Source organism: Achromobacter sp. UBA2119 (genome assembly GCF_002331005.1).
Classification (GTDB): domain Bacteria; phylum Pseudomonadota; class Gammaproteobacteria; order Burkholderiales; family Burkholderiaceae_B; genus Achromobacter; species Achromobacter animicus.
Genome location: NZ_DCYD01000007.1, coordinates 1 through 23,010, shown reverse-complemented (window position 1 = coordinate 23,010; position 23,010 = coordinate 1). Strand labels below are relative to the sequence as shown.

The window sequence follows — 23,010 nt, the reverse complement described above, 5'->3', positions numbered from 1 at the left end:
GTCGCCAAGATCCTGAAGTAAGCAATACCCGGATGGGTAGGGTGGGCATTCATGCCCCTCTATCCATCTTTGCTGTAAAAGTAGTACTATGTATGGTTCCGCGAGCCGATGCAGGCGGAACAAGAGTTTGATGTGTTTAGGGGCATAGCTCAATTGGCAGAGCGTCGGTCTCCAAAACCGAAGGTTGTAGGTTCGATTCCTACTGCCCCTGCCACCGCCAGGATAAACCCGCGGGAGATCATCGCGAGTTACGCATTCACGGCGGCTCGCGTCGCAATATGTCTAATACCAGCGTTGAAACCGTAACCAGTACCGCCGACCGGGTCAAGCTCGGGCTGGCGGTTCTCGTCGTTATTGCTGGCATCGTCGGGTTTTCCGTGCTTAGCGCACAGCCGATGCCCGCTCGTATCGGTGTGTTCGTCGGCGGCCTCGTGATCGCAGCTGCGATCGCCTGGTTCAGCGAACCCGGTCGCCGCACCCTGAGCTTTGCCAGCGAGTCCTACAACGAAGTCAAGCGTGTCGCGTGGCCCACTCGCAAGGAAACGACCCAGATGACGGGCATCGTTTTCGCGTTTGTCGCGGTCATGGGCATTTTCATGTGGGTGCTCGACAAGGGCATCGAATGGATTCTCTATGGCCTGCTGCTGGGCTGGAAATAAGGACGGCAAATGAGTAAGCGTTGGTATGTCGTCCATGTGTACTCCGGCATGGAAAAAAGCGTACACAAGGCCCTGAACGAGCGCATCGAGCGCGCGGGCCTGCAAACGTCTTTTGGCCGCATTCTTGTGCCCTCCGAAGAAGTCGTCGAGGTCAAGGGTGGTCAGAAGTCGATCACCGAGCGCCGCATTTTCCCCGGTTACGTCCTGGTTGAAATGGACCTGACCGACGAAACGTGGCACCTGGTCAAGAACACCAACCGAGTCACCGGCTTTTTGGGCGGCTCGGGCAATCGTCCGACCCCGATTTCAGAAAAGGAAGTCGAAAAGATCCTCTCCCAGATGGAAGAGGGCGTCGAGAAACCCCGCCCCAAGATCCTGTTCGAAGTGGGCGAGATGGTTCGGGTCAAGGAAGGTCCGTTTGCGGACTTCAACGGCAATGTCGAAGAAGTCAACTACGAAAAGAGCAAGGTCCGTGTGTCCGTCACCATTTTTGGTCGCGCCACGCCCGTCGAGCTCGATTTCAGCCAGGTCGAAAAGACCTGAATTTAACCCCCGGGGAGCCCTGTCCGCACAGGCCAGGGCGATATAACCCGCAAGGAGCAAAGCATGGCGAAGAAGATCGTCGGCTTTATCAAGCTGCAAGTGCCGGCTGGTAAGGCTAACCCCTCCCCCCCGATTGGCCCGGCTCTGGGTCAGCGTGGCCTGAACATCATGGAATTCTGCAAGGCGTTCAACGCCAAGACCCAAGGCATGGAGCCTGGTCTGCCGATTCCGGTGGTGATCACCGCCTTCGCGGACAAGAGCTTCACCTTCATCATGAAGACCCCGCCCGCGACGGTCCTCATCAAGAAGGCCGCTGGCGTGCAAAAGGGTTCGCCCAAGCCGCATACCGACAAAGTCGGCACGCTGACGCGCGCACAAGCTGAAGAAATCGCCAAGGCCAAGGGTCCCGACCTGACCGCCGCCGATCTGGAAGCCGCAGTGCGCACGATCGCTGGCAGCGCCCGCAGCATGGGCATCACGGTTGAGGGGATCTAATCATGGCAAAGTTGTCCAAGCGCGCCGCCGCTATTGCACAAAAGATCGACCGCACCAAGCTGTACCCGGTCGCTGAAGCCCTGACCCTGGTCAAGGAAACCGCCGTCGCCAAGTTCAATGAATCCATTGACGTGGCCGTGCAGCTCGGCATCGACCCGAAGAAGTCGGACCAACTGGTCCGCGGTTCGGTCGTGCTGCCCGCCGGCACCGGCAAGTCGGTTCGCGTCGCCGTGTTCGCCCAAGGCGACAAGGCTGAAGCCGCCAAGGCTGCTGGCGCTGACATCGTTGGTCTGGACGACCTGGCTGACAGCATCAAGGCCGGTCAAATGGACTTTGACGTCGTCATCGCCTCGCCCGACACGATGCGTGTCGTCGGCGCCCTGGGCCAGATCCTGGGCCCGCGCGGCCTGATGCCGAACCCGAAGGTCGGCACCGTGACCCCCGACGTCGCAACCGCTGTCAAGAACGCAAAGGCCGGTCAGGTTCAGTACCGTACCGACAAGGCTGGCATCATCCACGCAACGATCGGCCGTGCGTCGTTCGGCGTGGAACAGCTGCAAACCAACCTGGCCGCTCTGGTCGACGCCCTGCAAAAGGCGCGTCCCGCAGCTGCCAAGGGCATTTACCTGCGCAAGCTCGCCGTTTCGTCCACGATGGGCGGCGGTGCGCGTGTGGAAATTGCCTCGCTGTCGGCTTCCAACTAAGCCAACAGCAGTAAACGTACTTTGGGCTGCATCCGGACCCCTCCGGATGTTGCTGTCAAAGACCGCTGGAGCAGGGCAGTGGAAGGGATTCTTCCTTCCGCAAGGAAAGCAGCATCGCCGCTGCCCCGCTTAATCCCGGAGCTCGCATAGTCCGGATCCAGCGTAGACGGCGTCCCCAGGAAGATTTCTTTACCCGAAGAACTCGTCCAGGCGCCGCATTCGGTTGACGCGCAAGGCTCCGGCCCCAGGCGTCTTTTGATGGAGTGTTCAAACCGTGAGTCTCAATCGTCAAGAGAAAGCGGTGGTAATCGAGGAAGTCTCGGCGGAAGTCGCCAAGGCCCAATCGATTGTTATCGCTGAGTACCGTGGTCTGGACGTCGCCTCTGTCACCGTACTGCGCAAAACTGCGCGTGAATCGGGCGTGTATCTGCGTGTTCTGAAGAACTCGCTGGCCCGTCGTGCTGTTGCCGGCACGGCTTTCGAGCCGTTGGCTGAGCAACTGACCGGTCCGCTGATCTATGGCATCAGCACCGATCCGGTCGCGGCGGCCAAGGTCATCGCTGGCTTCGCGAAAAGCAACGACAAGCTGGTCATCAAGGCGGGCGCTCTGCCCAACAACTTGCTGAACCAAGAAGGTGTGAAGGCTCTGGCCACCATGCCCTCGCGCGAAGAGTTGCTGTCGAAGCTGCTTGGCACCATGCAAGCCCCCATCGCGCAATTCGTGCGTACGCTCAACGAAGTTCCGACCAAGTTCGCCCGTGGCCTCGCTGCCGTGCGCGACCAGAAGGCAGCGGCCTAATCGCCCTGCTGTCCGGAATTCGCTGAACGACGAAGCGACACCCAAACCCTGGCATTACCAAAATATTTGGAGTTCTGAAAAATGGCACTTAACAAAGCTGAAATCCTTGACGCCATCGCTGGCATGACCGTGCTCGAGCTGTCCGAGCTGATCAAGGAAATGGAAGAGAAGTTCGGCGTGTCGGCTGCTGCCGCTGCCGTCGCTGTTGCTGCTCCCGCCGCTGGTGGCGCTGCCGCCGCTGCTGAAGAGCAAACCGAGTTCACCGTCGTCCTGCAAGAAGCCGGCGCGAACAAGGTCAGCGTCATCAAGGCCGTGCGCGAGCTGACCGGTCTGGGTCTGAAGGAAGCCAAGGACCTGGTCGACGGCGCTCCGAAGCCCGTCAAGGAAGCTGTGGCCAAGGCTGACGCCGAAGCCGCCAAGAAGAAGCTGGAAGAAGCTGGCGCCAAGGTCGAAGTCAAGTAAGACCTGCGTCAACTGCCCGGGGACAGCACAGTTTGCAGTCCCCGGGCTTTTGCGTTTCCAGGAAACCCCTACTGAGGGTATGCCCATTCAGTGGGGTTTCCTGGAGTCGTATCACCTGGGGCCGTGGTTGACGGCCCATGCAACCTCGAGTCGGAGTGCTCATGCCTTACTCGTACACCGAAAAAAAGCGCATCCGCAAAAGCTTCGCCAAGCGTGAAGACGTTCAAAACGTTCCCTTCCTTTTGGCGACTCAGCTTCAATCCTACCTAACTTTCCTGCAGGCGGATACCGCCCCGTCCGAACGCGTAGCCGACGGTTTGCAGGCGGCGTTCTCGTCGATTTTCCCGATCGTTAGTCACAACGGTATGGCGCGCTTGGAGTTCGTGAGCTACGTGCTCGGCGAACCGGTGTTCGATGTCAAGGAATGTCAGCAACGTGGCCTGACCTATGCCTCGCCCCTGCGAGCCAAGGTCCGCCTGGTGCTGCTTGACCGCGAAGTCAGCAAGCCCACCGTGAAGGAAGTGAAGGAACAGGAAGTCTACATGGGCGAAATTCCGCTCATGACGGGCACGGGTTCCTTCGTCATCAACGGCACGGAGCGTGTCATCGTTTCGCAGCTGCACCGTTCGCCGGGCGTGTTCTTCGAACACGACCGCGGCAAGACGCACAGCTCGGGCAAGCTCCTGTTCTCGGCCCGCGTGATTCCTTACCGCGGCTCGTGGCTGGACTTCGAATTCGACCCGAAGGACGTCCTGTTCTTCCGCGTCGACCGCCGTCGCAAGATGCCTGTCACGATCCTGTGCAAGGCCATCGGCATGACGCCGGAATCCATCCTGGCCAACTTCTTCGACTTCGACAACTTCGAACTGAAGAGCGAAGGCGCGATGATGGAATTCGTGCCTGAGCGCTGGAAGGGCGAAATGGCCCGTTTCGACATCGCCGACCGTTCGGGCAAGGTGATCGTCGAAAAAGACAAGCGCATCAACGCCAAGCACCTGCGCGACCTGGCTGCCGGCGGCATCCAGCGCATCTCCGTGCCGGAAGATTTCCTGTACGGCCGCGTGCTGGCCAAGAACATCGTCGATGAAGACACCGGCGAAGTCATCGCCAACGCCAACGACGAGATCACGGAAAGCGTGCTGGGCGCCCTGCGCGCCGCCAACGTGCACGATTTCCAGGCGCTGTACACCAACGACCTGGACCGCGGTCCCTACATCTCGCAAACGCTGCGTACCGATGAAACCGCCGACCAGATGGCCGCGCGCGTTGCCATCTACCGCATGATGCGTCCTGGCGAGCCGCCCACCGAAGAAGCGGTGGAAGCGCTGTTCCAGCGTCTGTTCTACAGCGAAGAGACGTACGACCTGTCGCGCGTCGGCCGCATGAAGGTCAACAGCCGTCTGGGCCGTGGTGAGGACATCACCGGTCCGATGACGCTGACCAACGAAGACATCCTTGAAACCATCAAGGTGCTGGTTGAGCTGCGTAACGGCCGTGGCCAGATCGATGACATCGATCACTTGGGCAATCGCCGCGTGCGTTGCGTGGGCGAACTGGCCGAAAACCAGTTCCGCGCCGGTCTCGTGCGCGTCGAGCGCGCCGTCAAGGAACGTCTGGGCCAGGCCGAGACGGAAAACCTGATGCCGCACGACCTGATCAACTCCAAGCCGATCTCGGCTGCCATCAAGGAGTTCTTCGGTTCGAGCCAGCTCTCGCAGTTCATGGACCAGACCAACCCGCTGTCGGAAATCACGCACAAGCGTCGTGTTTCCGCACTGGGCCCGGGCGGTCTGACCCGCGAGCGCGCCGGCTTTGAAGTCCGCGACGTGCACCCGACCCACTACGGCCGCGTCTGCCCGATCGAAACGCCGGAAGGCCCGAACATCGGTCTGATCAACTCCATGGCGCTGTACGCTCGCTTGAACGAGTACGGCTTCCTGGAAACGCCTTACCGCAAGATTGTCGACGGCCGCGTCAGCGACCAGATCGACTACCTGTCGGCCATCGAAGAAAGCCACTACGTCATCGCGCAGGCCAACGCCGCGCTCGACGAAGAAGGCCGTTTTGTTGACGACCTGGTCGCCTGCCGTGAAGCTGGCGAAACGATGCTGACCGCCCCGGCCAACGTGCACTACATGGACGTTGCTCCGTCGCAGATCGTGTCGGTCGCTGCCTCGCTGATTCCGTTCCTCGAGCACGATGACGCGAACCGCGCACTGATGGGCGCCAACATGCAACGTCAGGCCGTGCCTTGCCTGCGCCCGGAAAAGCCGGTCGTGGGTACGGGTATCGAGCGCACCGTGGCCGTTGACTCGGGCACCACCGTGCAGGCGCTGCGTGGCGGTCTGGTCGACCACGTCGACGCCGAGCGCGTCGTGATTCGCGTGAACGACGAAGAAAACGTCGCCGGCGAAGTGGGCGTCGACATCTACAACCTGATCAAGTACACGCGTTCCAACCAGAACACGAACATCAACCAGCGTCCGATCGTCAAGCGTGGCGACCGCGTTGCCAAGGGCGACGTGCTGGCTGACGGCGCATCGACCGACCTGGGCGAACTCGCCCTGGGTCAGAACATGCTGATCGCGTTCATGCCCTGGAACGGCTACAACTTCGAAGACTCGATCCTGATCTCCGAAAAGGTCGTGGCGGATGACCGCTACACCTCGGTGCACATCGAGGAACTGACGGTTGTCGCCCGCGACACGAAGCTCGGACCGGAAGAAATCACCCGCGACATCAGCAACCTCGCTGAAACGCAGTTGAACCGTCTGGACGATTCCGGCATCACCTACATCGGCGCCGAAGTCAGCGCCGACGACGTGCTGGTCGGCAAGGTCACGCCCAAGGGCGAAACCCAGCTGACGCCGGAAGAAAAGCTGCTGCGCGCCATCTTCGGTGAAAAGGCGTCCGACGTTAAGGACACCTCGCTGCGCGTGCCTTCGGGCATGACCGGCACCGTGATCGACGTGCAGGTGTTCACGCGTGAAGGCATCGTGCGCGACAAGCGCGCCCAGTCCATCATCGACGATGAACTGCGCCGCTATCGCCAGGACCTGAACGACCAGCTGCGCATCGTTGAAAACGACCAGTTCGATCGTATCGAAAAGATGCTGGTCAACAAGACCGTCAACGGCGGCCCGCGCAAGCTGGCCAAGGGCGCGACGATCACCAAGGCCTACCTGGCCGACTTGGATCGCTGGCAGTGGTTCGACATCCGTCTGGCCGATGAGCCGCACGCTGTCGTGCTGGAACAGGCCAAGGAATCGCTCGAGCAGAAGCGTCACCAGTTCGATCTGGCCTTCGAAGAGAAGCGCAAGAAGCTGACGCAAGGCGACGAGCTGCCCCCGGGCGTGCTGAAGATGATCAAGGTCTACCTGGCCGTGAAGCGTCGTCTGCAGCCTGGCGACAAGATGGCAGGTCGTCACGGCAACAAGGGTGTGGTCTCGCGCATCACCCCGGTGGAAGACATGCCCCACATGGCTGACGGCACGCCGGCCGACATCGTTCTGAACCCGCTGGGCGTGCCCTCGCGGATGAACGTCGGCCAGGTGCTGGAAGTTCACTTGGGCTGGGCTGCCAAGGGTGTTGGCCATCGCATCGCCGACATGCTGCGTGACGAGCGCACGGCGCAGGTCAAGAACGTCCGCGCTTATCTGGACAAGGTCTACAACACGACCGGCTCCGGCGCGCGCATCGACGAACTGACCGATGACGAAGTCATGGAAATGGCCCAGAACCTCAAGAACGGCGTGCCGTTCGCGACGCCCGTCTTCGACGGCGCGACCGAAGAGGAAATCACCAAGATGCTGGAACTGGCCTATCCGGATGACGTCGCCGAGCGCATGGCGCTGACGCCTTCGCGTACGCAGGCATGGCTGTTCGACGGCCGCACGGGCGAGCAATTCGAGCGCCCCGTGACTGTCGGCTACATGCACTACCTGAAGCTGCACCACTTGGTCGACGACAAGATGCACGCCCGTTCCACCGGCCCGTACTCGCTCGTGACCCAGCAGCCGCTGGGCGGCAAGGCGCAGTTCGGCGGCCAGCGTTTCGGGGAAATGGAAGTGTGGGCGCTGGAAGCATACGGCGCCGCCTACACCCTGCAGGAAATGCTGACGGTGAAGTCGGACGACATCAACGGTCGTACCAAGGTTTACGAGAACATCGTCAAGGGCGACCACGTGATCGACGCCGGCATGCCGGAATCGTTCAACGTTCTGGTCAAGGAAATCCGCTCGTTGGCCCTGGACATGGATTTGGAGCGTAACTAATGAAAGCGCTACTCGACCTCTTTAAGCAAGTCTCTCAAGACGAGCAGTTCGATGCCATCAAGATCGGCATCGCCTCGCCCGAGAAGATCCGTTCGTGGTCCTACGGCGAAGTCCGCAAGCCCGAGACGATCAACTACCGCACGTTCAAGCCCGAGCGTGACGGCCTGTTCTGCTCCAAGATCTTTGGCCCGATCAAAGACTACGAGTGCCTGTGCGGCAAGTACAAGCGCCTGAAGCACCGTGGCGTGATCTGCGAAAAGTGCGGCGTTGAAGTCACCGTCGCCAAGGTTCGCCGTGAACGCATGGGCCACATCGAGCTGGCCAGCCCCGTCGCGCACATCTGGTTCCTGAAGAGCCTGCCGTCGCGTCTGGGCATGGTGCTCGACATGACCCTGCGCGACATCGAACGCGTGCTGTACTTCGAAGCCTGGTGCGTGATCGAACCCGGCATGACGCCGCTCAAGCGCGGCCAGATCATGTCGGACGACGATTTCCTGGCCAAGACCGAGGAATACGGCGACGACTTCCGTGCCCTGATGGGCGCCGAAGCCGTGCGCGAACTGCTGCGCACCATCGACATCGACCGCGAAGTGGAAACGCTGCGCGGCGAACTGAAGGCCACCAGCTCGGAAGCCAAGATCAAGAAGATCTCCAAGCGCCTGAAGGTGCTGGAAGGCTTCCAGAAGTCCGGGATCAAGGCCGAGTGGATGGTCATGGAAGTGCTGCCCGTGCTGCCGCCGGACCTGCGTCCGCTGGTGCCGCTGGACGGCGGCCGCTTCGCGACCTCCGACCTGAACGACCTGTACCGCCGCGTCATCAACCGCAACAACCGTCTGAAGCGTCTGCTCGAGCTCAAGGCGCCTGAAATCATCCTGCGCAACGAAAAGCGCATGCTGCAGGAAGCGGTCGACTCGCTGCTGGACAACGGCCGCCGTGGCAAGGCCATGACGGGCGCCAACAAGCGCCAGCTCAAGTCCCTGGCCGACATGATCAAGGGCAAGAGCGGTCGTTTCCGTCAGAACCTGCTGGGCAAGCGCGTCGACTACTCGGGCCGTTCGGTCATCGTGGTGGGTCCGCAGCTCAAGCTGCATCAGTGCGGTCTGCCCAAGCTGATGGCCCTGGAACTGTTCAAGCCGTTCATCTTCAATCGTCTGGAGATGATGGGCCTGGCCACGACCATCAAGGCTGCCAAGAAACTGGTCGAAAGCCAGGAACCGGTGGTCTGGGACATCCTGGAAGAAGTCATCCGCGAACACCCGGTCATGCTGAACCGTGCGCCGACGCTGCACCGTCTTGGCATCCAGGCGTTCGAGCCGGTGCTGATCGAAGGCAAGGCGATCCAGCTGCACCCGCTGGTTTGCGCGGCGTTCAACGCCGACTTCGACGGTGACCAGATGGCCGTTCACGTGCCGCTGTCGCTGGAAGCCCAGCTGGAAGCGCGCACGCTGATGCTCGCGTCCAACAACGTGCTGTTCCCGGCCAACGGCGAACCGTCGATCGTGCCGTCGCAGGACATCGTGCTGGGTCTGTACTACACGACTCGCGAGCGCATCAACGGCCGTGGCGAAGGCATCTTCTTCATGGACGTCGCTGAAGTCCAGCGCGCCTACGACAACAACGAAGTCGAGCTGCAAAGCCGCATCACCGTGCGCCTGAAGGAACATGAGCGCGACGAGAACGGCGAATGGCAACCGGTCATCCGCCGTCACGAGACGACGGTCGGCCGCGCGCTGCTGTCCGAGATCCTGCCCAAGGGCCTGCCCTTCACCGTCCTGAACAAGGCGCTGAAGAAGAAGGAAATCTCGCGTCTGATCAACCAGTCGTTCCGCCGCTGCGGCCTGCGCGACACGGTGATCTTCGCCGACAAGCTGATGCAGTCGGGCTTCCGCCTGGCCACGCGCGGCGGTATCTCGATCGCCATGGGCGACATGCTGATCCCGACCGCCAAGGAAGGCATCCTGGCCGAAGCCAGCCGCGAAGTGAAGGAAATCGACAAGCAGTACTCGTCGGGTCTGGTCACGTCCCAAGAGCGCTACAACAACGTTGTGGACATCTGGGGCAAGGCTGGCGACAAGGTCGGCAAGGCGATGATGGAACAACTGGCCACCGAGCCCGTGACCAACCGTCACGGCGAGGAAGTGCGCCAGGAGTCCTTCAACTCCATCTACATGATGGCTGACTCGGGCGCCCGCGGTTCGGCTGCCCAGATCCGCCAGCTGGCCGGTATGCGCGGCCTGATGGCCAAGCCGGACGGCTCGATTATCGAAACGCCCATTACCGCAAACTTCCGTGAAGGCCTGAACGTACTCCAGTACTTCATCTCCACTCACGGTGCGCGTAAGGGTCTGGCCGATACGGCACTGAAGACCGCGAACTCGGGCTACCTGACCCGTCGTCTGGTCGACGTGACGCAGGATCTGGTCATTACCGAAGACGACTGCGGCACGTCGCAGGGCTACAACATGAAGGCCCTGGTCGAAGGCGGTGAAGTCATCGAACCGCTGCGCGACCGCATCCTCGGCCGCGTCGCTGCCGTGGACATCGTCAACCCGGACACGCAGGAAACGGCCATCGTCGCCGGCACCCTGCTGGACGAAGATCTGGTCGACACCATCGACCGCATCGGCGTGGACGAAGTCAAGGTCCGCACGCCGCTGACCTGCGAAACGCGTCATGGTCTGTGCGCGCATTGCTACGGCCGCGACCTGGGTCGTGGTTCGCCGGTCAACCAGGGCGAGGCAGTTGGCGTTATCGCTGCCCAGTCCATCGGTGAACCGGGCACGCAGCTCACGATGCGTACGTTCCACATCGGTGGCGCGGCGTCGCGTTCGGCCCTGGCCAGCGCGGTGGAAACCAAGTCGACCGGTACCGTCGGTTTTGCCAGCACGATGCGCTACGTCACGAACGCCAAGGGCGAACGTGTCGCGATCTCGCGCTCGGGCGAACTGGCGATCTTCGACGACAACGGCCGCGAACGCGAACGTCACAAGATCCCGTACGGCGCGACCGTGCTGGTGGGCGATGGCGAGGCCGTGAAGGCCGGCGCGCGCCTGGCAACGTGGGATCCGCTGACCCGTCCGATCGTGTCGGAATACGGCGGCGCCGTCCGCTTCGAGAACATCGAAGAAGGCGTGACCGTTGCCAAGCAGGTGGACGAAGTCACCGGCCTGTCGACGCTCGTCGTCATCACGCCGAAGACCCGTGGCGGCAAGATCGTCATGCGTCCGCAGATCAAGCTGGTCAACGAGAATGGCGAAGACGTCAAGATCGCCGGGACCGATCACTCGGTGAACATCTCGTTCCCGGTGGGTGCGCTGATCACGGTGCGTGACGGCCAGCAGGTTGCCGTGGGTGAAGTTCTGGCGCGTATTCCGCAAGAATCGCAAAAGACCCGCGACATTACCGGCGGTCTGCCGCGTGTGGCCGAACTGTTCGAAGCCCGTTCGCCGAAGGACGCCGGCATGCTCGCCGACGTCACCGGTACGGTTTCGTTCGGCAAGGACACCAAGGGCAAGCAGCGTCTGGTCATCACCGACCTGGAAGGCGTGAGCCACGAGTTCCTGATTCCGAAGGAAAAGCAGGTGCTGGTGCACGACGGCCAGGTGGTGAACAAGGGCGAAATGATCGTGGACGGCCCGGCCGATCCCCACGACATCCTGCGCCTGCAAGGCATCGAGAAGCTGGCGACGTACATCGTCGACGAAGTGCAGGACGTTTACCGTCTGCAGGGCGTGAAGATCAACGACAAGCACATCGAAGTGATTGTTCGTCAGATGCTGCGCCGTGTGAACATCGTTGACGCGGGCGACACCGAGTTCATCCCGGGCGAGCAGGTCGAGCGCTCCGAGCTGTTGAACGAAAACGACCGCGTCACGGCTGCCGACCTGCGTCCGGCTACGTACGACAACGTGCTGCTGGGTATCACGAAGGCCTCGCTGTCGACCGACTCGTTCATCTCGGCTGCTTCGTTCCAGGAGACCACCCGTGTCCTGACCGAAGCCGCCATCATGGGCAAGCGCGACGACCTGCGTGGCTTGAAGGAAAACGTCATCGTCGGCCGCCTCATCCCGGCGGGTACCGGCCTGGCTTACCACCATGCACGCCGCGACAAGGAACAGCTGGAGGCGGCGGAACGCGAAGCCGCTCGCCAGCAGGCCAACCCGTTCGAAGACGCACCGGTCACGGTGGGTTCGGACGCCGAGACGCCTGCTTCCGACGTGGGTACCGACGACGCCGCCGAATAAGCGGATCGTCTGGACAGGTTCCACCGCGAGGCTGCGGTGGAAGCCTGAAAATAAAAAGGCCGCTGATGCGAATCAGCGGCCTTTTTGCTTGCGAAAAGAACGGGTGCGGCAGGACTACTTGGCGGCCTGTGCGCGGGCGCGCTGGAAGACCGGTCCCCAGACCGGATGACCGGCTTCGGCGGGGGCGAGTTCAAACGCCGGATCCAGCACCAGGATACGCGCGAAGCTGTCCTCGCAAAGCTGGGTATAACGCGTCACGCAATAGCTGAACGCCTGAAGCTTATAGGCCTCTATGCGTACTGCTTTGGACGAGGTGGCCAGGGTATCGGACCGGGCAACGCCGCGGATGACTTCGCCATATTGACCGGCACTGTATTGGTCGCGCACCTGCTGCAGCTCGGCCAGGGCTTCGGCCGTCGGAGGGCTCTCGGGTTTCGGTTTGGAGATGCCCGCGCAACCGGCCAGGAGGGCCGATACGCCAAGCAGACTGCTCAGGATGCGAATTTTCATGGCTTCCAAAGATGTAGGGTGATGACGCAGTACGCTATCGTGCCACAGCCTGATGCGCTCGGACATTTTCGGCAATGTCCTGACCTTGCGGATTGGATAATATTCCGCCTAAATAGCCCCTGAACCCGTTTTGGCGCGCACGCGCAGCTTCGATGATGTCTACTCCCGCCGGCTTGTTGACGCCGCGTGGCCCCTTTTCCGGCGCCGCGCCGTTGGCCCTGCGCCCGTTGAGCGCCATTGCCGCCAGCGCGGCAGGCGGGGTGCCGGAGTCGCGCATCAAGCGGCTTCTCTCGGACCTTCTGCCGTCTCTCGTCGCACTGCATGCGCAGGGCGAAATCTGTGGCGACATTTCGCTCGAAACCGTCGGCATGGACGAGAACGCGCGCGCGCATCTGCTGCCCGAACTGGCGGTGGCGCGGTCGCGCCGTTCCAGCCGGACGCCGGCCGCCGGCTTCGCGCCGTTCGAGCTGTACACCGACTCCATGGAATGGCCGCGCGGTCCCTGGTCGGACATCTACTCCCTGTGCGCGGTGGCGTACGCCCTGGTGATCGGCAGCCGGCCGCCGCCGGCGCCGGAACGCCGCGCCCACGACGAATACGAAGCGCTGGCGGACATGGGGCTGCCCAAGTACAGCCAGGAATTCCTGCGTGTCATCGATGCCGGCATGTCGATGGACACCAAGGCGCGGCCGCAGTCGTTGGCAGAGCTGGCCAGCCTGCTGGGCGTTGCGGCCTACGACGAACCCGAAGCGCCCGAAGACGAATTGGACGAAGTGGCCAAGGTCGCGCCCATGGCGGGTTTGCCGGAACGGCGCGAGCCCGCCCGGCGGCGGGGACCGTTGCTGTTCTGGCTGTTGATCCTGGCGCTCATCGGCGCAGGCGTCTACGCGTGGTTTCAGTGGGGCAAGGGCACGCCCAACGCCCTCATCACGCGCTCGGAAGTCGTGCAGCCGAATCCGCCCGTCGTGCATCCGTTGCCGCAGACTCCGCCGCCGGCGCCACCGCCGGCGCCAGCGACCACCCAGGCGCCTGCGGATCTGCCGTCGTTGACGGCCAGCGGCGCCGCATCCGGGCAGCCAGCCGCCGCCGGGTCTGCCACGACGGCCGCCGCGGCATCCGCGGGGACGCAGTCAAATCCGGCGAGTACCGCCGAGGCGCCGCCAGCGCCCGAAGTGCAGGAACCGGCGCCGCCCGCCGCCACTGAAGAGGCGCCCAAGCCCAAGCCCGTGCCGGTCACCGTGCGGCTGGACATCCGTCCATGGGGTGAAGTCTGGATCAACGGCGTGGCGCGCGGCATCAGCCCGCCCGTGAAGGACCTCAAGCTGATTCCGGGCAAGTACCAGGTGGTCGTGCGCAACGCCGACCTGCCGCCGTTGCGCATGACGCTCGAGGTCAAGCCGGGCAAGCCGGCGGTCATCTCGCACACCTTCCAGTAAATAAGGCGGTCTACACCTTCGGCAGGTGCAGGATGAACTCGGAGCCGACGCCCGGTTCACTCTGCACCTCGATGCGCCCGCCATGCCGTTTGGCGACGGTGTGCACGAAAGCCAGTCCCAACCCGGCACCGCCCACATCCCCCCGCGTTTCAACGCCCACCCGTGCAAACGGTTCGAACAACCGGGCCACGTCCTGGGCCGCGATCCCCTGGCCTTGATCCTTGATGCGCACGCGCCAGAAGCTGGGCTGTTCATCAATGCCGCATTCGATCCGCGTGCCGCTGGCGCTGTACTTGATGGCGTTGTCGACCAGATTGCAGAGCGCGCGTATCAGCAGCGTCTGTTCGCCGCGGGTGTAGGCAACCGGCAGCGGCATCCGGGTCTCCAATGCGATGCCGCGTTTGTTGGCAGACGGCCAGAGATCGTCGACGGCGTCCTGCAGCAAACTGCCCAGATCCAGCTCGATGGTGCTGATCGGCATCGATTCGGCACGTGTCAAATGCACGAAGTCATCGACCAGCGTGAGCGTGCGGTTGGCCAGCATCGCAATGCGCTCGAGCGTGTCGGGCCGTACATCCTGCTGCCCGCTTTCCCGCGATAGCTCCACCAACGCAAGGATCGAGCTTTGCGGCGCGCGCATGTCGTGCGAGATGAAGCGCAGCGTTTCTTCGCGTTGACGCTCGGCCTGGCGAATGCTTGAGATGTCGGTCAGCGTGGCGACCGTGCCTGCGAACTGGCCCTCGGCCGTGTGGATGGGGGCGCATTTCAGGATCAGGTCGCGGCCGGCGCGGTCGCGCACTTCGACGTCCGCGCTCCAAGGCGAGGCGGCTTCGGCGGGCGGGCGGCCGCTTAATGCCTCTGCCACGCGTGTCCGCGCCGCCTCGTCGGCGAGGGTATGTTCCAGCAGGTGCGCTGCCGGCCGGCCGATCCGAGGCGGACGGATGCCAAGTCGCTGGAAGAACAGGATGGCGGCCTGGTTGCGGAATCGCATGCGGCCTTCCTGGTCGAACACCAGCGTCGCATCCGGCATGCCATCCAGCCCGTCAGCCAGGAACCGCCGCAGGTTGCGCACTCGCGCCAGCGCACGCCGAAGTTCGCCGACCCGGCTCTCCAGCGACGCATTCGGGTTGGCAAGCTGCACGCGGGCTTCGTTCAGGATCGGGGGGTATTCGCGCTGCAGGCGCTGCAGTTCCGTATCCATATAGCGCAGCGCGGCTTCCTGATTGCGCCAGCTCCAGAGCGGATAGCACAAGGCCACGCCCGCCAACGCTGCGGTCGGTGCGAACCACAGATAGGCCTGGGCAAGCAGCAGCCACGATGCAAGCGGGATGACGGCCAGCAGCGCAAGGCTGACCAGCAGCGCCTTCTTGGGCGACAGGCGCCACAAGGCCAGGCTGGCGAGCAACACCGGCAACAGCGCGAAAAGCGCGCTCCACCAGGCAGGCGGCCGCTGGAAGGCGATGTCGTCCCGCGCGGCCTGCAGAACGTTGGCGATGATCTCCACGCCCGATATGCCGCTGACGTCGTGCGACACCGGCGTCGGATACTCGTCGCCCAGGCCCGTCGCCCAGGCGCCCACCAGCACATACTTGCCGCGCAGCTCATCGGGCGTCCAATCGCCCCGCAGCACCGAAAGATAGGAGACGGTCCGCACGTGGCCGGGCGGGCCTGCATACGGGATCAGGATCCGTCCGTCGGCGTTTGCACGCTTGAGCAACCGTTGGGCGCGATCAGCTTCGCCGCCGACCTCGAGCATCGAGATGGCCAGGTGATTTCTGCGGTTGCCGGCAAATTGCGCGGTGAGGGCGGCTTCGCGCACGACGCCGTCCGGGTCGATGACTGCATTGATGAAGCCGGTAGAGGCCGATGCCTGCGCCAATTCGGGGATCGGCAGGCCGATGGCCGTCGGGTTTTTCAGATGGTCCAGGACCACGGGCAGCACGGTGTGCGCGTTGCGCCGGATGCTGTCCGCCAGGATGGCATCGTCGGCGGCATTGATCTTGTCTGGCTCGGCAAAAATGAGATCCACCCCCACAGCCCGCGCGCCCGCCAGCCGGTCGAGCAAGGCCGCGTGGATGGCACGCCGCCACGGCCAGCGTCCCAGCGCGTCGATGCTCGCGTCGTCGATCGCCACGACCAGGATGTCCGGATCAGCCGGACGGCCCGTCATCACCACCGCGCGGTCGTAGAAGACCTGATCAAGACGGCCGAGCCCGTTGAAAGTGCCCAGGAAAGCGGCCAGCGCCGCCAAGGCCAACGTCAGCCACAGTCCGGACCGCCAGGACCGGTCGAGCGAGTCGGCGGGGGCGGCCATGGCGCTTGTCCTAGTACGCGGTCAGCGTCACCAGCCCGCCAGAGCCGCTGCCAACGCCAAGGCCGTACGACGTCATCAACATGTTCGCGCCCTCGAAGGATCGGACCGAATCCGCCCCGTGCAGGCCAAGCGCATCGACGGCGCGCACCGACACGTAGAACGTGCCGGGGCCCGGCGCGGAAAAGCGGATGTCGTTGGCGGGAAAGCTGGCGGACGACACGGGCAGCGCGCCATCGGCATCGCGCGAGACGCGAACCAGATAGCTTTGCGCCCCTTCGACCGGCGCAAACGGCACTGACCACGTGCCGCCGGCGCGTACCGGATCGCCCAATTGCGGCGCGGCGAGCAGCGGACGCAGGGCGGACATGGCGCCGTCGGCGCCCACCGCGGCCCCGTAACCTTGCGCCACCGCGACCGGCTTGGCCGGCGAATCGCCGGGCGCGTGCGCCTGCAAGCGCACGCTGCCTTCCAGGACTTCGCTATGGACGCCTTGCGCGCTGCTCTGCACGCGGAATCGCGTGCCGCGCACGCCCGTCACGGCGACCGGCGTGCGAATCTCGAAACGGCCCACACCCTGGCCCGCTGGCGCGACTCTGGATTCCACGCTGCCGCGCCGCACATTGATCACCGAATCCGTCAGCGCAGTGCCTTCGAACTGGCGCAGGCGTGTGAGGTCCACCGCGCCGTTGGACGGCAACGTCAGCCGCGATCCGTCGGCAAGCTGCAGGGTGACGAAACCGTTGGGGGCGGTTTCCAGCGTACTGCCTTCGGACACCGGCGTTCCGGGCTGCACGGACTTGCCATTCAGGCTGGCCTCGCCGCTGACGTGCACGACCTGCGCCTGCGCGTCGCGCACCGGAATCATCGCCAGCGGGATGTGCAGTTCCAACCCGATGGGCAGCAGTTCCGGGGTGGCGACCTTGTTGAGCGTCTGCAACCGGTTCCAGTTGGCCTGGTTGCGCGTGTACTGCGTGGCCAGTTCGATCAGCGTCTCGCCCTGGCGCACGCGATGGATGAAGTCGTCGCCCAATGCGCCGGCGGGCTGGCTGTGCGCGGGGGCGGCCAGCGTCATGCAGGAAGCCAGGACAAGCAGAGAAAGCGCGCGGAAGCGGCTCATGGCAAACGATTCTCCAGGGATTCGGGCGACGCCGTTACGGCGAGAGGTTCTGGCCGTCGTCGGACGGGCTGACCAGTTCGAGCCGGTAGCCAAGCGCATAAGAGGAGGTCAGGCGCACGCCGTGCTGCGGACGGAGCTGCAGCTTCTGCCGGATGTTCGACAGGTGCGTGTCCAGCGTGCGCGAGGTGGCGGGGATTTCGCGGTTCCAGACGCACTCGGCGAGCACGTCGCGCGACATGAGCCGGCCGACATTGCGAAAGAACAGCAGGGCCAGCTCGAATTCCTTCGGGGCCAGCGAAATCGCGACGTCGTCCAGCGAAATGGCGCGCGCCGCGGGGTCGATCCGATACCGCGCGACTTCAAGGGTCTGGTCGACGGGCTCGGCGATCTGGCTGCGGCGCAACAGCGCCGCGACCCGTGCCAGCAGCTCCAGCGGACGCATCGGCTTGACGATGTAGTCGTCCGCGCCTGCACGCAGGCCTTCGACCAGATCATCCTCGGCCGACCGGTTGGTCAGGAAAATCACGGGAATGCGCGCGCCGATGTGTGTGCGCAGCCAGCGGACGACGTCGTCGCCGTCGATGTCGGGCAGGTGCCAGTCCAGCAGCACCAGGTCATACGTTTCAGTGCGAAGGGCTGCGAGCAGATCCCGGCTCTGGTGATAGCTGGTGCAAGCATAGCCGGCGGCGGTCAGAACTTGCTGGATGCGCCGAGCCTGGTCCAGGTCGTCTTCCAGCGACGCGATTTTCATTAGACGAGTTCTCGCGAAAGTTGGCTGCGCAGGCGCGCGTGTGGCGACCTAGCAAAACGAAGGGGGGATTTATGTAAACGAATGATAACTCGGGAAAACCCTTCGGCGGCTACGTTATGGCAAGAACTGTCAAACATTGCAAAGTTGACGAATCTTGACTGGAGTTGTTGCATAGGGCGACGCCAAACTGTTCCAACGATGTCACCAGCCGCGACACAGCAGGCGGTGCAAGGGGAGGGAATGCAGACCGGAACAGATATGAATCAATTGCGCATACTTGTGATGTCACCGGACGAAACCGTGCGCGGTTCGTCCGTGTCCACGCTGTTGCAGGCCGGCATCTCGGCTCGCGGGTGCTCGACCTCGTTGGAATTGTTCGGCCTGCTCAGCAGCGGCCACCACGACGCCGTGGTTCTGGACATCGGCGCGTCGGGCGAAATCGGTTACGCCCTCATTGCGCGGCTGCATGGCTCCGCACCGCTGGGCATCGTGGTTGTCGGCAAGGACATGCCGGTGGACAGCCGCTTGCGCTGCCTGCAGAGCGGCGCCGATGCCTGCCTGCCTGATCCCCAGGATCCTCGTGAACTCGTATGCATCTTGCTGGCGCTGGCGCGCCGCCTACCGGCGGCCGCCGATCCCGCCGAGCCGCAGGACGCCAGCAGCGGCCGCTGGGAGCTCCACGACCAGGGCTGGACGCTGGCCGCCCCGAATGGCGTCACGCTGTCGCTGTCCGCCAACGAGCGCCTCATCGTTCGCGCCCTGCTGAACGTGGCGGGAAAGGCGGTCGACCGCGAAGCCCTGGGGAACGAATTGCAGGTGGAAGGGGGCGCTGCACGAGCCAGCAGCGCGCGCAGCATCGACGTTATTGTCAGTCGACTGCGGCGCAAGGCCGAACAGGCAGGCGTGGTGTTGCCGATCCGCACGGTATACGGCAGCGGCTATCTTTTTACAGACCGCTAAACACGCACGCTGTACACTCCGCAGATCCATGCCGGAGGGCAGGGATTGCCCGGATAGGGCGTCACGGCCCGGCCGCACTTGCCGGTCCTCGATCTGCCCGCTACGTGGCCCCAATTTTCGCCAGCGGCGGTCAAATGCCCCGCTTTTCGCGCCAACTCGCCGCTGCGCGACACTTACAAAAAACTTTGACAGTAGCCCTTGATCTCAGTTATGCTAAAGGGCTTACTGCTTTATTTCGCGCGCAAAATCCGCACGCTCAGGCAGACAGTTCAGGATCAAGGCCCAAAGGCGCGTCACGAACCTTTGTCCTTGGCCCAGCTAGCACCAACTGTTTTTCTGGCTGCACCCGATTTTGTGCGTTTGTCATGGTTTGTTGGCAAGCCCGCTCTTTTACGTATTTGAACGTTTGAGGCGGTTTTGCGCGAACTGCCTTCTCCGAAAGCTCACCCGCTCCAGGAGACGAGTACGTAAGTACTTACCAGTGGTACGTAAAAGGGATTTCAAAGGTCATGCCTACCATTAGCCAACTCGTGCGCAAGCCGCGCGAAGTCAGCATCATCAAAAGCAAGAGCCCCGCGCTCGAAAACTGCCCGCAACGCCGCGGCGTGTGCACTCGCGTGTACACCACCACCCCCAAGAAGCCGAACTCCGCTCTGCGTAAGGTTGCCAAAGTGCGTCTGACCAACGGTTACGAAGTCATTTCGTACATCGGCGGTGAAGGCCACAACCTGCAAGAGCACTCGGTGGTTCTGGTGCGTGGCGGCCGTGTGAAGGACTTGCCCGGTGTGCGTTATCACATCGTGCGCGGTTCCCTTGACCTGCAAGGCGTCAAGGACCGTAAGCAAGCCCGCTCGAAGTACGGCGCCAAGCGCCCGAAGAAGGCTTAATAGCAAGTCGGCAGTACCCCCACGTGACGGAAGTCCGTCACCCGGGAAGTGCGACCGCGCCGTCCAGATGATGGGAAGGTGCGCGGCACGTAAGGGGTCGTCCCAATGGACGGCCATGGCCGTGTAATGAAACACGGTTCAACTGAACAGACACAAGGAAGCAACAATGCCCCGTCGTCGCGAAGTACCCAAGCGCGAGATTCTGCCCGATCCCAAGTTCGGCAGCGTCGAGCTCGCCAAGTTCATGAACGTCGTCATGCTGGACGGCAAGAAGGCCGTCGCCGAGCGCATCGTTTACGGCGCCCTCGAGCAAGTCGCCACCAAGACCGGCAAAGAGCCGATCGAGGTTTTCAGCCTGGCGATCAACAACATCAAGCCGATCGTCGAAGTCAAGAGCCGCCGCGTTGGCGGTGCCAACTACCAAGTGCCGGTTGAAGTGCGCCCCGTGCGCCGCCTGGCCCTGGCTATGCGTTGGCTCCGTGAAGCCGCCAAGAAGCGTGGCGAGAAGTCGATGGATCTGCGTCTTGCTGGCGAACTGATCGACGCCTCCGAAGGTCGTGGCGCCGCGATGAAGAAGCGCGAAGACACGCACAAGATGGCAGAGGCCAACAAGGCCTTCAGCCATTTCCGCTGGTAATTTAAGGACTAATCCACCATGGCCCGCAAAACCCCGATCGAGCGCTATCGCAACATTGGTATCTCTGCGCACATCGATGCAGGGAAGACCACCACGACCGAACGTATCCTGTTCTACACCGGCGTCAATCACAAGATTGGCGAAGTGCATGATGGCGCAGCCACCATGGACTGGATGGAGCAAGAGCAAGAGCGTGGCATCACCATTACGTCGGCTGCTACGACGGCGTTTTGGCGTGGCATGGCCGGCAACTACCCCGAGCACCGCATCAACATCATCGACACCCCGGGACACGTGGACTTCACCATCGAGGTGGAACGTTCCATGCGCGTCCTGGACGGTGCTTGCATGGTCTACTGCGCGGTGGGCGGTGTTCAGCCCCAGTCCGAAACCGTGTGGCGTCAAGCCAACAAGTACGGCGTGCCGCGTCTGGCCTTCGTCAACAAGATGGACCGCACCGGCGCCAACTTCTTCAAGGTCTATGACCAACTGAAGAACCGCCTGCGCGCCAATCCCGTGCCGATCGTCATCCCCATCGGCGCCGAAGACACTTTCCAAGGCGTGGTCGACCTGGTCAAGATGAAGGCGATCATTTGGGACGAAGCCAGCCAAGGCACCAAGTTCGACTACAAGGACGTTCCGGCCGAGCTGGAAGGTCTGGCGAACGAATGGCGTGAAAAGCTGGTTGAAGCCGCCGCTGAGTCGTCGGAAGAGCTGATGAACAAGTACCTGGAAACGGGTTCCTTGGAAGAAGCCGAAATCAACCTGGCCATCCGTCAACGCACCATCGCTGGCGAAATCCAGCCGATGCTGTGCGGCACCGCCTTCAAGAACAAGGGCGTGCAGCGCATGCTGGACGCGGTCATCGACTACCTGCCTTCGCCCGTGGACATCCCCCCGGTCGACGGTCAGGACGACGATGGCAACGCCATCAAGCGCAATGCCGACGACACCGAGAAGTTCTCGGCCCTGGCATTCAAGCTGATGAGCGATCCGTTCGTGGGTCAATTGACCTTCGTGCGTGTGTACTCGGGCGTCCTGAAGTCGGGCGATACGGTCTACAACCCCATCAAGGGCAAGAAGGAACGTATCGGCCGCATTCTGCAGATGCACGCGAACAACCGCGAAGAAATCAAGGAAGTGTTGGCAGGCGACATCGCCGCCGTGGTCGGCCTGAAGGACGTGACCACCGGCGAAACGCTGTGCGACATCGACTCCCACATCCTGCTCGAACGCATGATTTTCCCGGAGCCCGTGATTTCGCAGGCCGTCGAACCCAAGTCGAAGGCTGACCAGGAAAAGATGGGTCTGGCGCTGTCGCGTCTGGCTCAGGAAGATCCGTCGTTCCGCGTGCGCAGCGACGAAGAATCCGGCCAAACCATCATTTCCGGCATGGGCGAGCTCCACCTGGAAATTCTGGTCGACCGCATGAAGCGCGAATTCGGCGTGGAAGCCAACGTCGGCAAGCCGCAAGTGGCCTACCGCGAAACCATCCGCAAGGTCTGCGAAGAAGTCGAAGGCAAGTTCGTCAAGCAGTCGGGCGGTCGTGGTCAGTACGGTCACGTTGTCCTGAAGGTCGAGCCTCTGGCTCCTGGCGGCGGCTACGAATTCGTGGACGCCATCAAGGGCGGTGTGGTTCCTCGCGAATACATCCCCGCGGTGGACAAGGGCATCCAGGAAACGCTGCCTTCGGGCATCCTGGCCGGCTACCCGGTCGTGGACGTCAAGGTCACGCTGTTCTTCGGTTCGTACCACGACGTCGACTCGAACGAAAACGCGTTCAAGATGGCCGGTTCGATGGCATTCAAGGAAGGCATGCGCAAGGCTAGCCCCGTGCTGCTGGAACCGATGATGGCCGTCGAAGTCGAAACGCCGGAAGACTACGCTGGCACCGTGATGGGCGATCTGTCCTCGCGTCGCGGCATGGTCCAAGGCATGGACGACATGGTTGGCGGTGGCAAGACCATCAAGGCTGAAGTGCCCCTGGCCGAGATGTTCGGTTACGCCACGAACCTGCGTTCGCTGACGCAAGGCCGTGCTACGTACACGATGGAATTCAAGCATTACTCCGAGGCTCCCAAGAACGTCGCTGACGAAGTCATCGCCGCTCGGGCCAAGTAAATAACCCTTGCCGGGTCCGTCCATCCGGACGGCCCCGGCAGAAATCAAGTTTCCTTGAAAGTCAAAGGATAGAGATCATGGCAAAAGGCAAGTTTGA

17 protein-coding genes and 1 tRNA gene are annotated in these 23,010 nt (G+C 62.8%); 14 read left to right on the top strand and 4 right to left on the bottom strand.

From position 1 onward, the window contains the following. Positions 1-138: 138 nt before the first annotated feature. From B3098_RS03740 to rpoC, 9 genes are all read left to right on the top strand, one after another. Positions 139-214: transfer RNA gene (locus B3098_RS03740), tRNA-Trp, on the top strand. A gap of 64 nt (positions 215-278) precedes the next feature. Then, the gene (gene secE, locus B3098_RS03735; protein WP_046806052.1) at positions 279-659 is read left to right on the top strand and encodes a preprotein translocase subunit SecE; all 381 of its coding nucleotides are present in this window, start codon (positions 279-281) and stop codon (positions 657-659) included. Positions 660-668: 9 nt separating this feature from the next. Further along, positions 669-1,202 (top strand): transcription termination/antitermination protein NusG, encoded by a 534-nt coding sequence (nusG, locus tag B3098_RS03730; RefSeq protein WP_006389586.1) that lies wholly within the window; start codon positions 669-671, stop codon positions 1,200-1,202. Between the two features lie 63 nt (positions 1,203-1,265). After that, a complete protein-coding gene (gene rplK / locus B3098_RS03725; RefSeq protein ID WP_056320728.1) occupies positions 1,266-1,697 on the top strand; it encodes a 50S ribosomal protein L11 in 432 nt (143 codons plus the stop codon). A gap of 2 nt (positions 1,698-1,699) precedes the next feature. Then, positions 1,700-2,401 (top strand): 50S ribosomal protein L1, encoded by a 702-nt coding sequence (gene rplA / locus B3098_RS03720; protein ID WP_056320726.1) that lies wholly within the window; start codon positions 1,700-1,702, stop codon positions 2,399-2,401. Positions 2,402-2,675: 274 nt separating this feature from the next. Then, positions 2,676-3,200 carry a 50S ribosomal protein L10 gene (gene rplJ, locus B3098_RS03715; protein WP_056320723.1) on the top strand — a complete coding sequence of 175 codons (525 nt, stop codon included), beginning with the start codon at positions 2,676-2,678 and terminating at the stop codon, positions 3,198-3,200. An 81-nt stretch (positions 3,201-3,281) separates the two neighbouring features. Next, positions 3,282-3,662, top strand: a complete 381-nt coding sequence (gene rplL / locus B3098_RS03710; protein ID WP_008157777.1) for a 50S ribosomal protein L7/L12 — start codon at positions 3,282-3,284, stop codon at positions 3,660-3,662. A 161-nt stretch (positions 3,663-3,823) separates the two neighbouring features. Then, entirely contained in the window at positions 3,824-7,936 is a 4,113-nt protein-coding gene (gene rpoB, locus B3098_RS03705; RefSeq protein ID WP_175124797.1) for a DNA-directed RNA polymerase subunit beta, read from the top strand. Beyond that, the gene (rpoC, locus tag B3098_RS03700; RefSeq protein ID WP_175124796.1) at positions 7,936-12,180 is read left to right on the top strand and encodes a DNA-directed RNA polymerase subunit beta'; all 4,245 of its coding nucleotides are present in this window, start codon (positions 7,936-7,938) and stop codon (positions 12,178-12,180) included. Before rpoB ends, rpoC begins: the two co-directional genes overlap by 1 nt. Before the next feature lie 114 nt (positions 12,181-12,294). On the opposite strand, the gene B3098_RS03695 is transcribed toward rpoC, so the two are convergent. Then, complete coding sequence (locus tag B3098_RS03695) at positions 12,295-12,690, bottom strand: TssQ family T6SS-associated lipoprotein (RefSeq protein ID WP_175124862.1); 396 nt, start codon at positions 12,688-12,690, stop codon at positions 12,295-12,297. A 155-nt stretch (positions 12,691-12,845) separates the two neighbouring features. Here B3098_RS03695 and B3098_RS03690 point away from each other — a divergent pair, with 155 nt between their 5' ends. Further along, a complete protein-coding gene (locus B3098_RS03690) occupies positions 12,846-14,126 on the top strand; it encodes a serine/threonine protein kinase (RefSeq protein ID WP_286891833.1) in 1,281 nt (426 codons plus the stop codon). 10 nt (positions 14,127-14,136) lie between these two features. Here the strand turns inward: B3098_RS03690 and B3098_RS03685 are convergent, their stop codons facing one another. The 3 genes from B3098_RS03685 to B3098_RS03675 are packed head-to-tail and all read right to left on the bottom strand — an operon-like array spanning position 14,137 to position 18,308. Further along, positions 14,137-16,440 carry a CHASE2 domain-containing protein gene (locus B3098_RS03685; RefSeq protein ID WP_286891825.1) on the bottom strand — a complete coding sequence of 768 codons (2,304 nt, stop codon included), beginning with the start codon at positions 16,438-16,440 and terminating at the stop codon, positions 14,137-14,139. Between the two features lie 10 nt (positions 16,441-16,450). Continuing rightward, positions 16,451-17,557, bottom strand: coding sequence for a FecR domain-containing protein (locus B3098_RS03680; protein ID WP_414631259.1), 1,107 nt, complete (start codon positions 17,555-17,557; stop codon positions 16,451-16,453). Positions 17,558-17,591: 34 nt separating this feature from the next. Next, the gene (locus B3098_RS03675; RefSeq protein WP_286891824.1) at positions 17,592-18,308 is read right to left on the bottom strand and encodes a response regulator transcription factor; all 717 of its coding nucleotides are present in this window, start codon (positions 18,306-18,308) and stop codon (positions 17,592-17,594) included. Positions 18,309-18,566: 258 nt separating this feature from the next. Between B3098_RS03675 and B3098_RS03670 the strand changes: the two genes are divergently transcribed. The 4 genes from B3098_RS03670 (at position 18,567) to fusA (ending at position 22,913) form a co-directional block, all read left to right on the top strand. Continuing rightward, on the top strand, positions 18,567-19,268 hold the full coding sequence (locus tag B3098_RS03670; protein ID WP_286891822.1) for a response regulator transcription factor: 702 nt from the start codon (positions 18,567-18,569) through the stop codon (positions 19,266-19,268). Positions 19,269-19,777: 509 nt separating this feature from the next. After that, on the top strand, positions 19,778-20,155 hold the full coding sequence (gene rpsL, locus B3098_RS03665; RefSeq protein ID WP_005017264.1) for a 30S ribosomal protein S12: 378 nt from the start codon (positions 19,778-19,780) through the stop codon (positions 20,153-20,155). 166 nt (positions 20,156-20,321) lie between these two features. Then, entirely contained in the window at positions 20,322-20,792 is a 471-nt protein-coding gene (gene rpsG, locus B3098_RS03660; RefSeq protein ID WP_006389600.1) for a 30S ribosomal protein S7, read from the top strand. An 18-nt stretch (positions 20,793-20,810) separates the two neighbouring features. Continuing rightward, a complete protein-coding gene (gene fusA, locus B3098_RS03655) occupies positions 20,811-22,913 on the top strand; it encodes an elongation factor G (RefSeq protein ID WP_175124791.1) in 2,103 nt (700 codons plus the stop codon). Positions 22,914-23,010 lie beyond the last annotated feature (97 nt).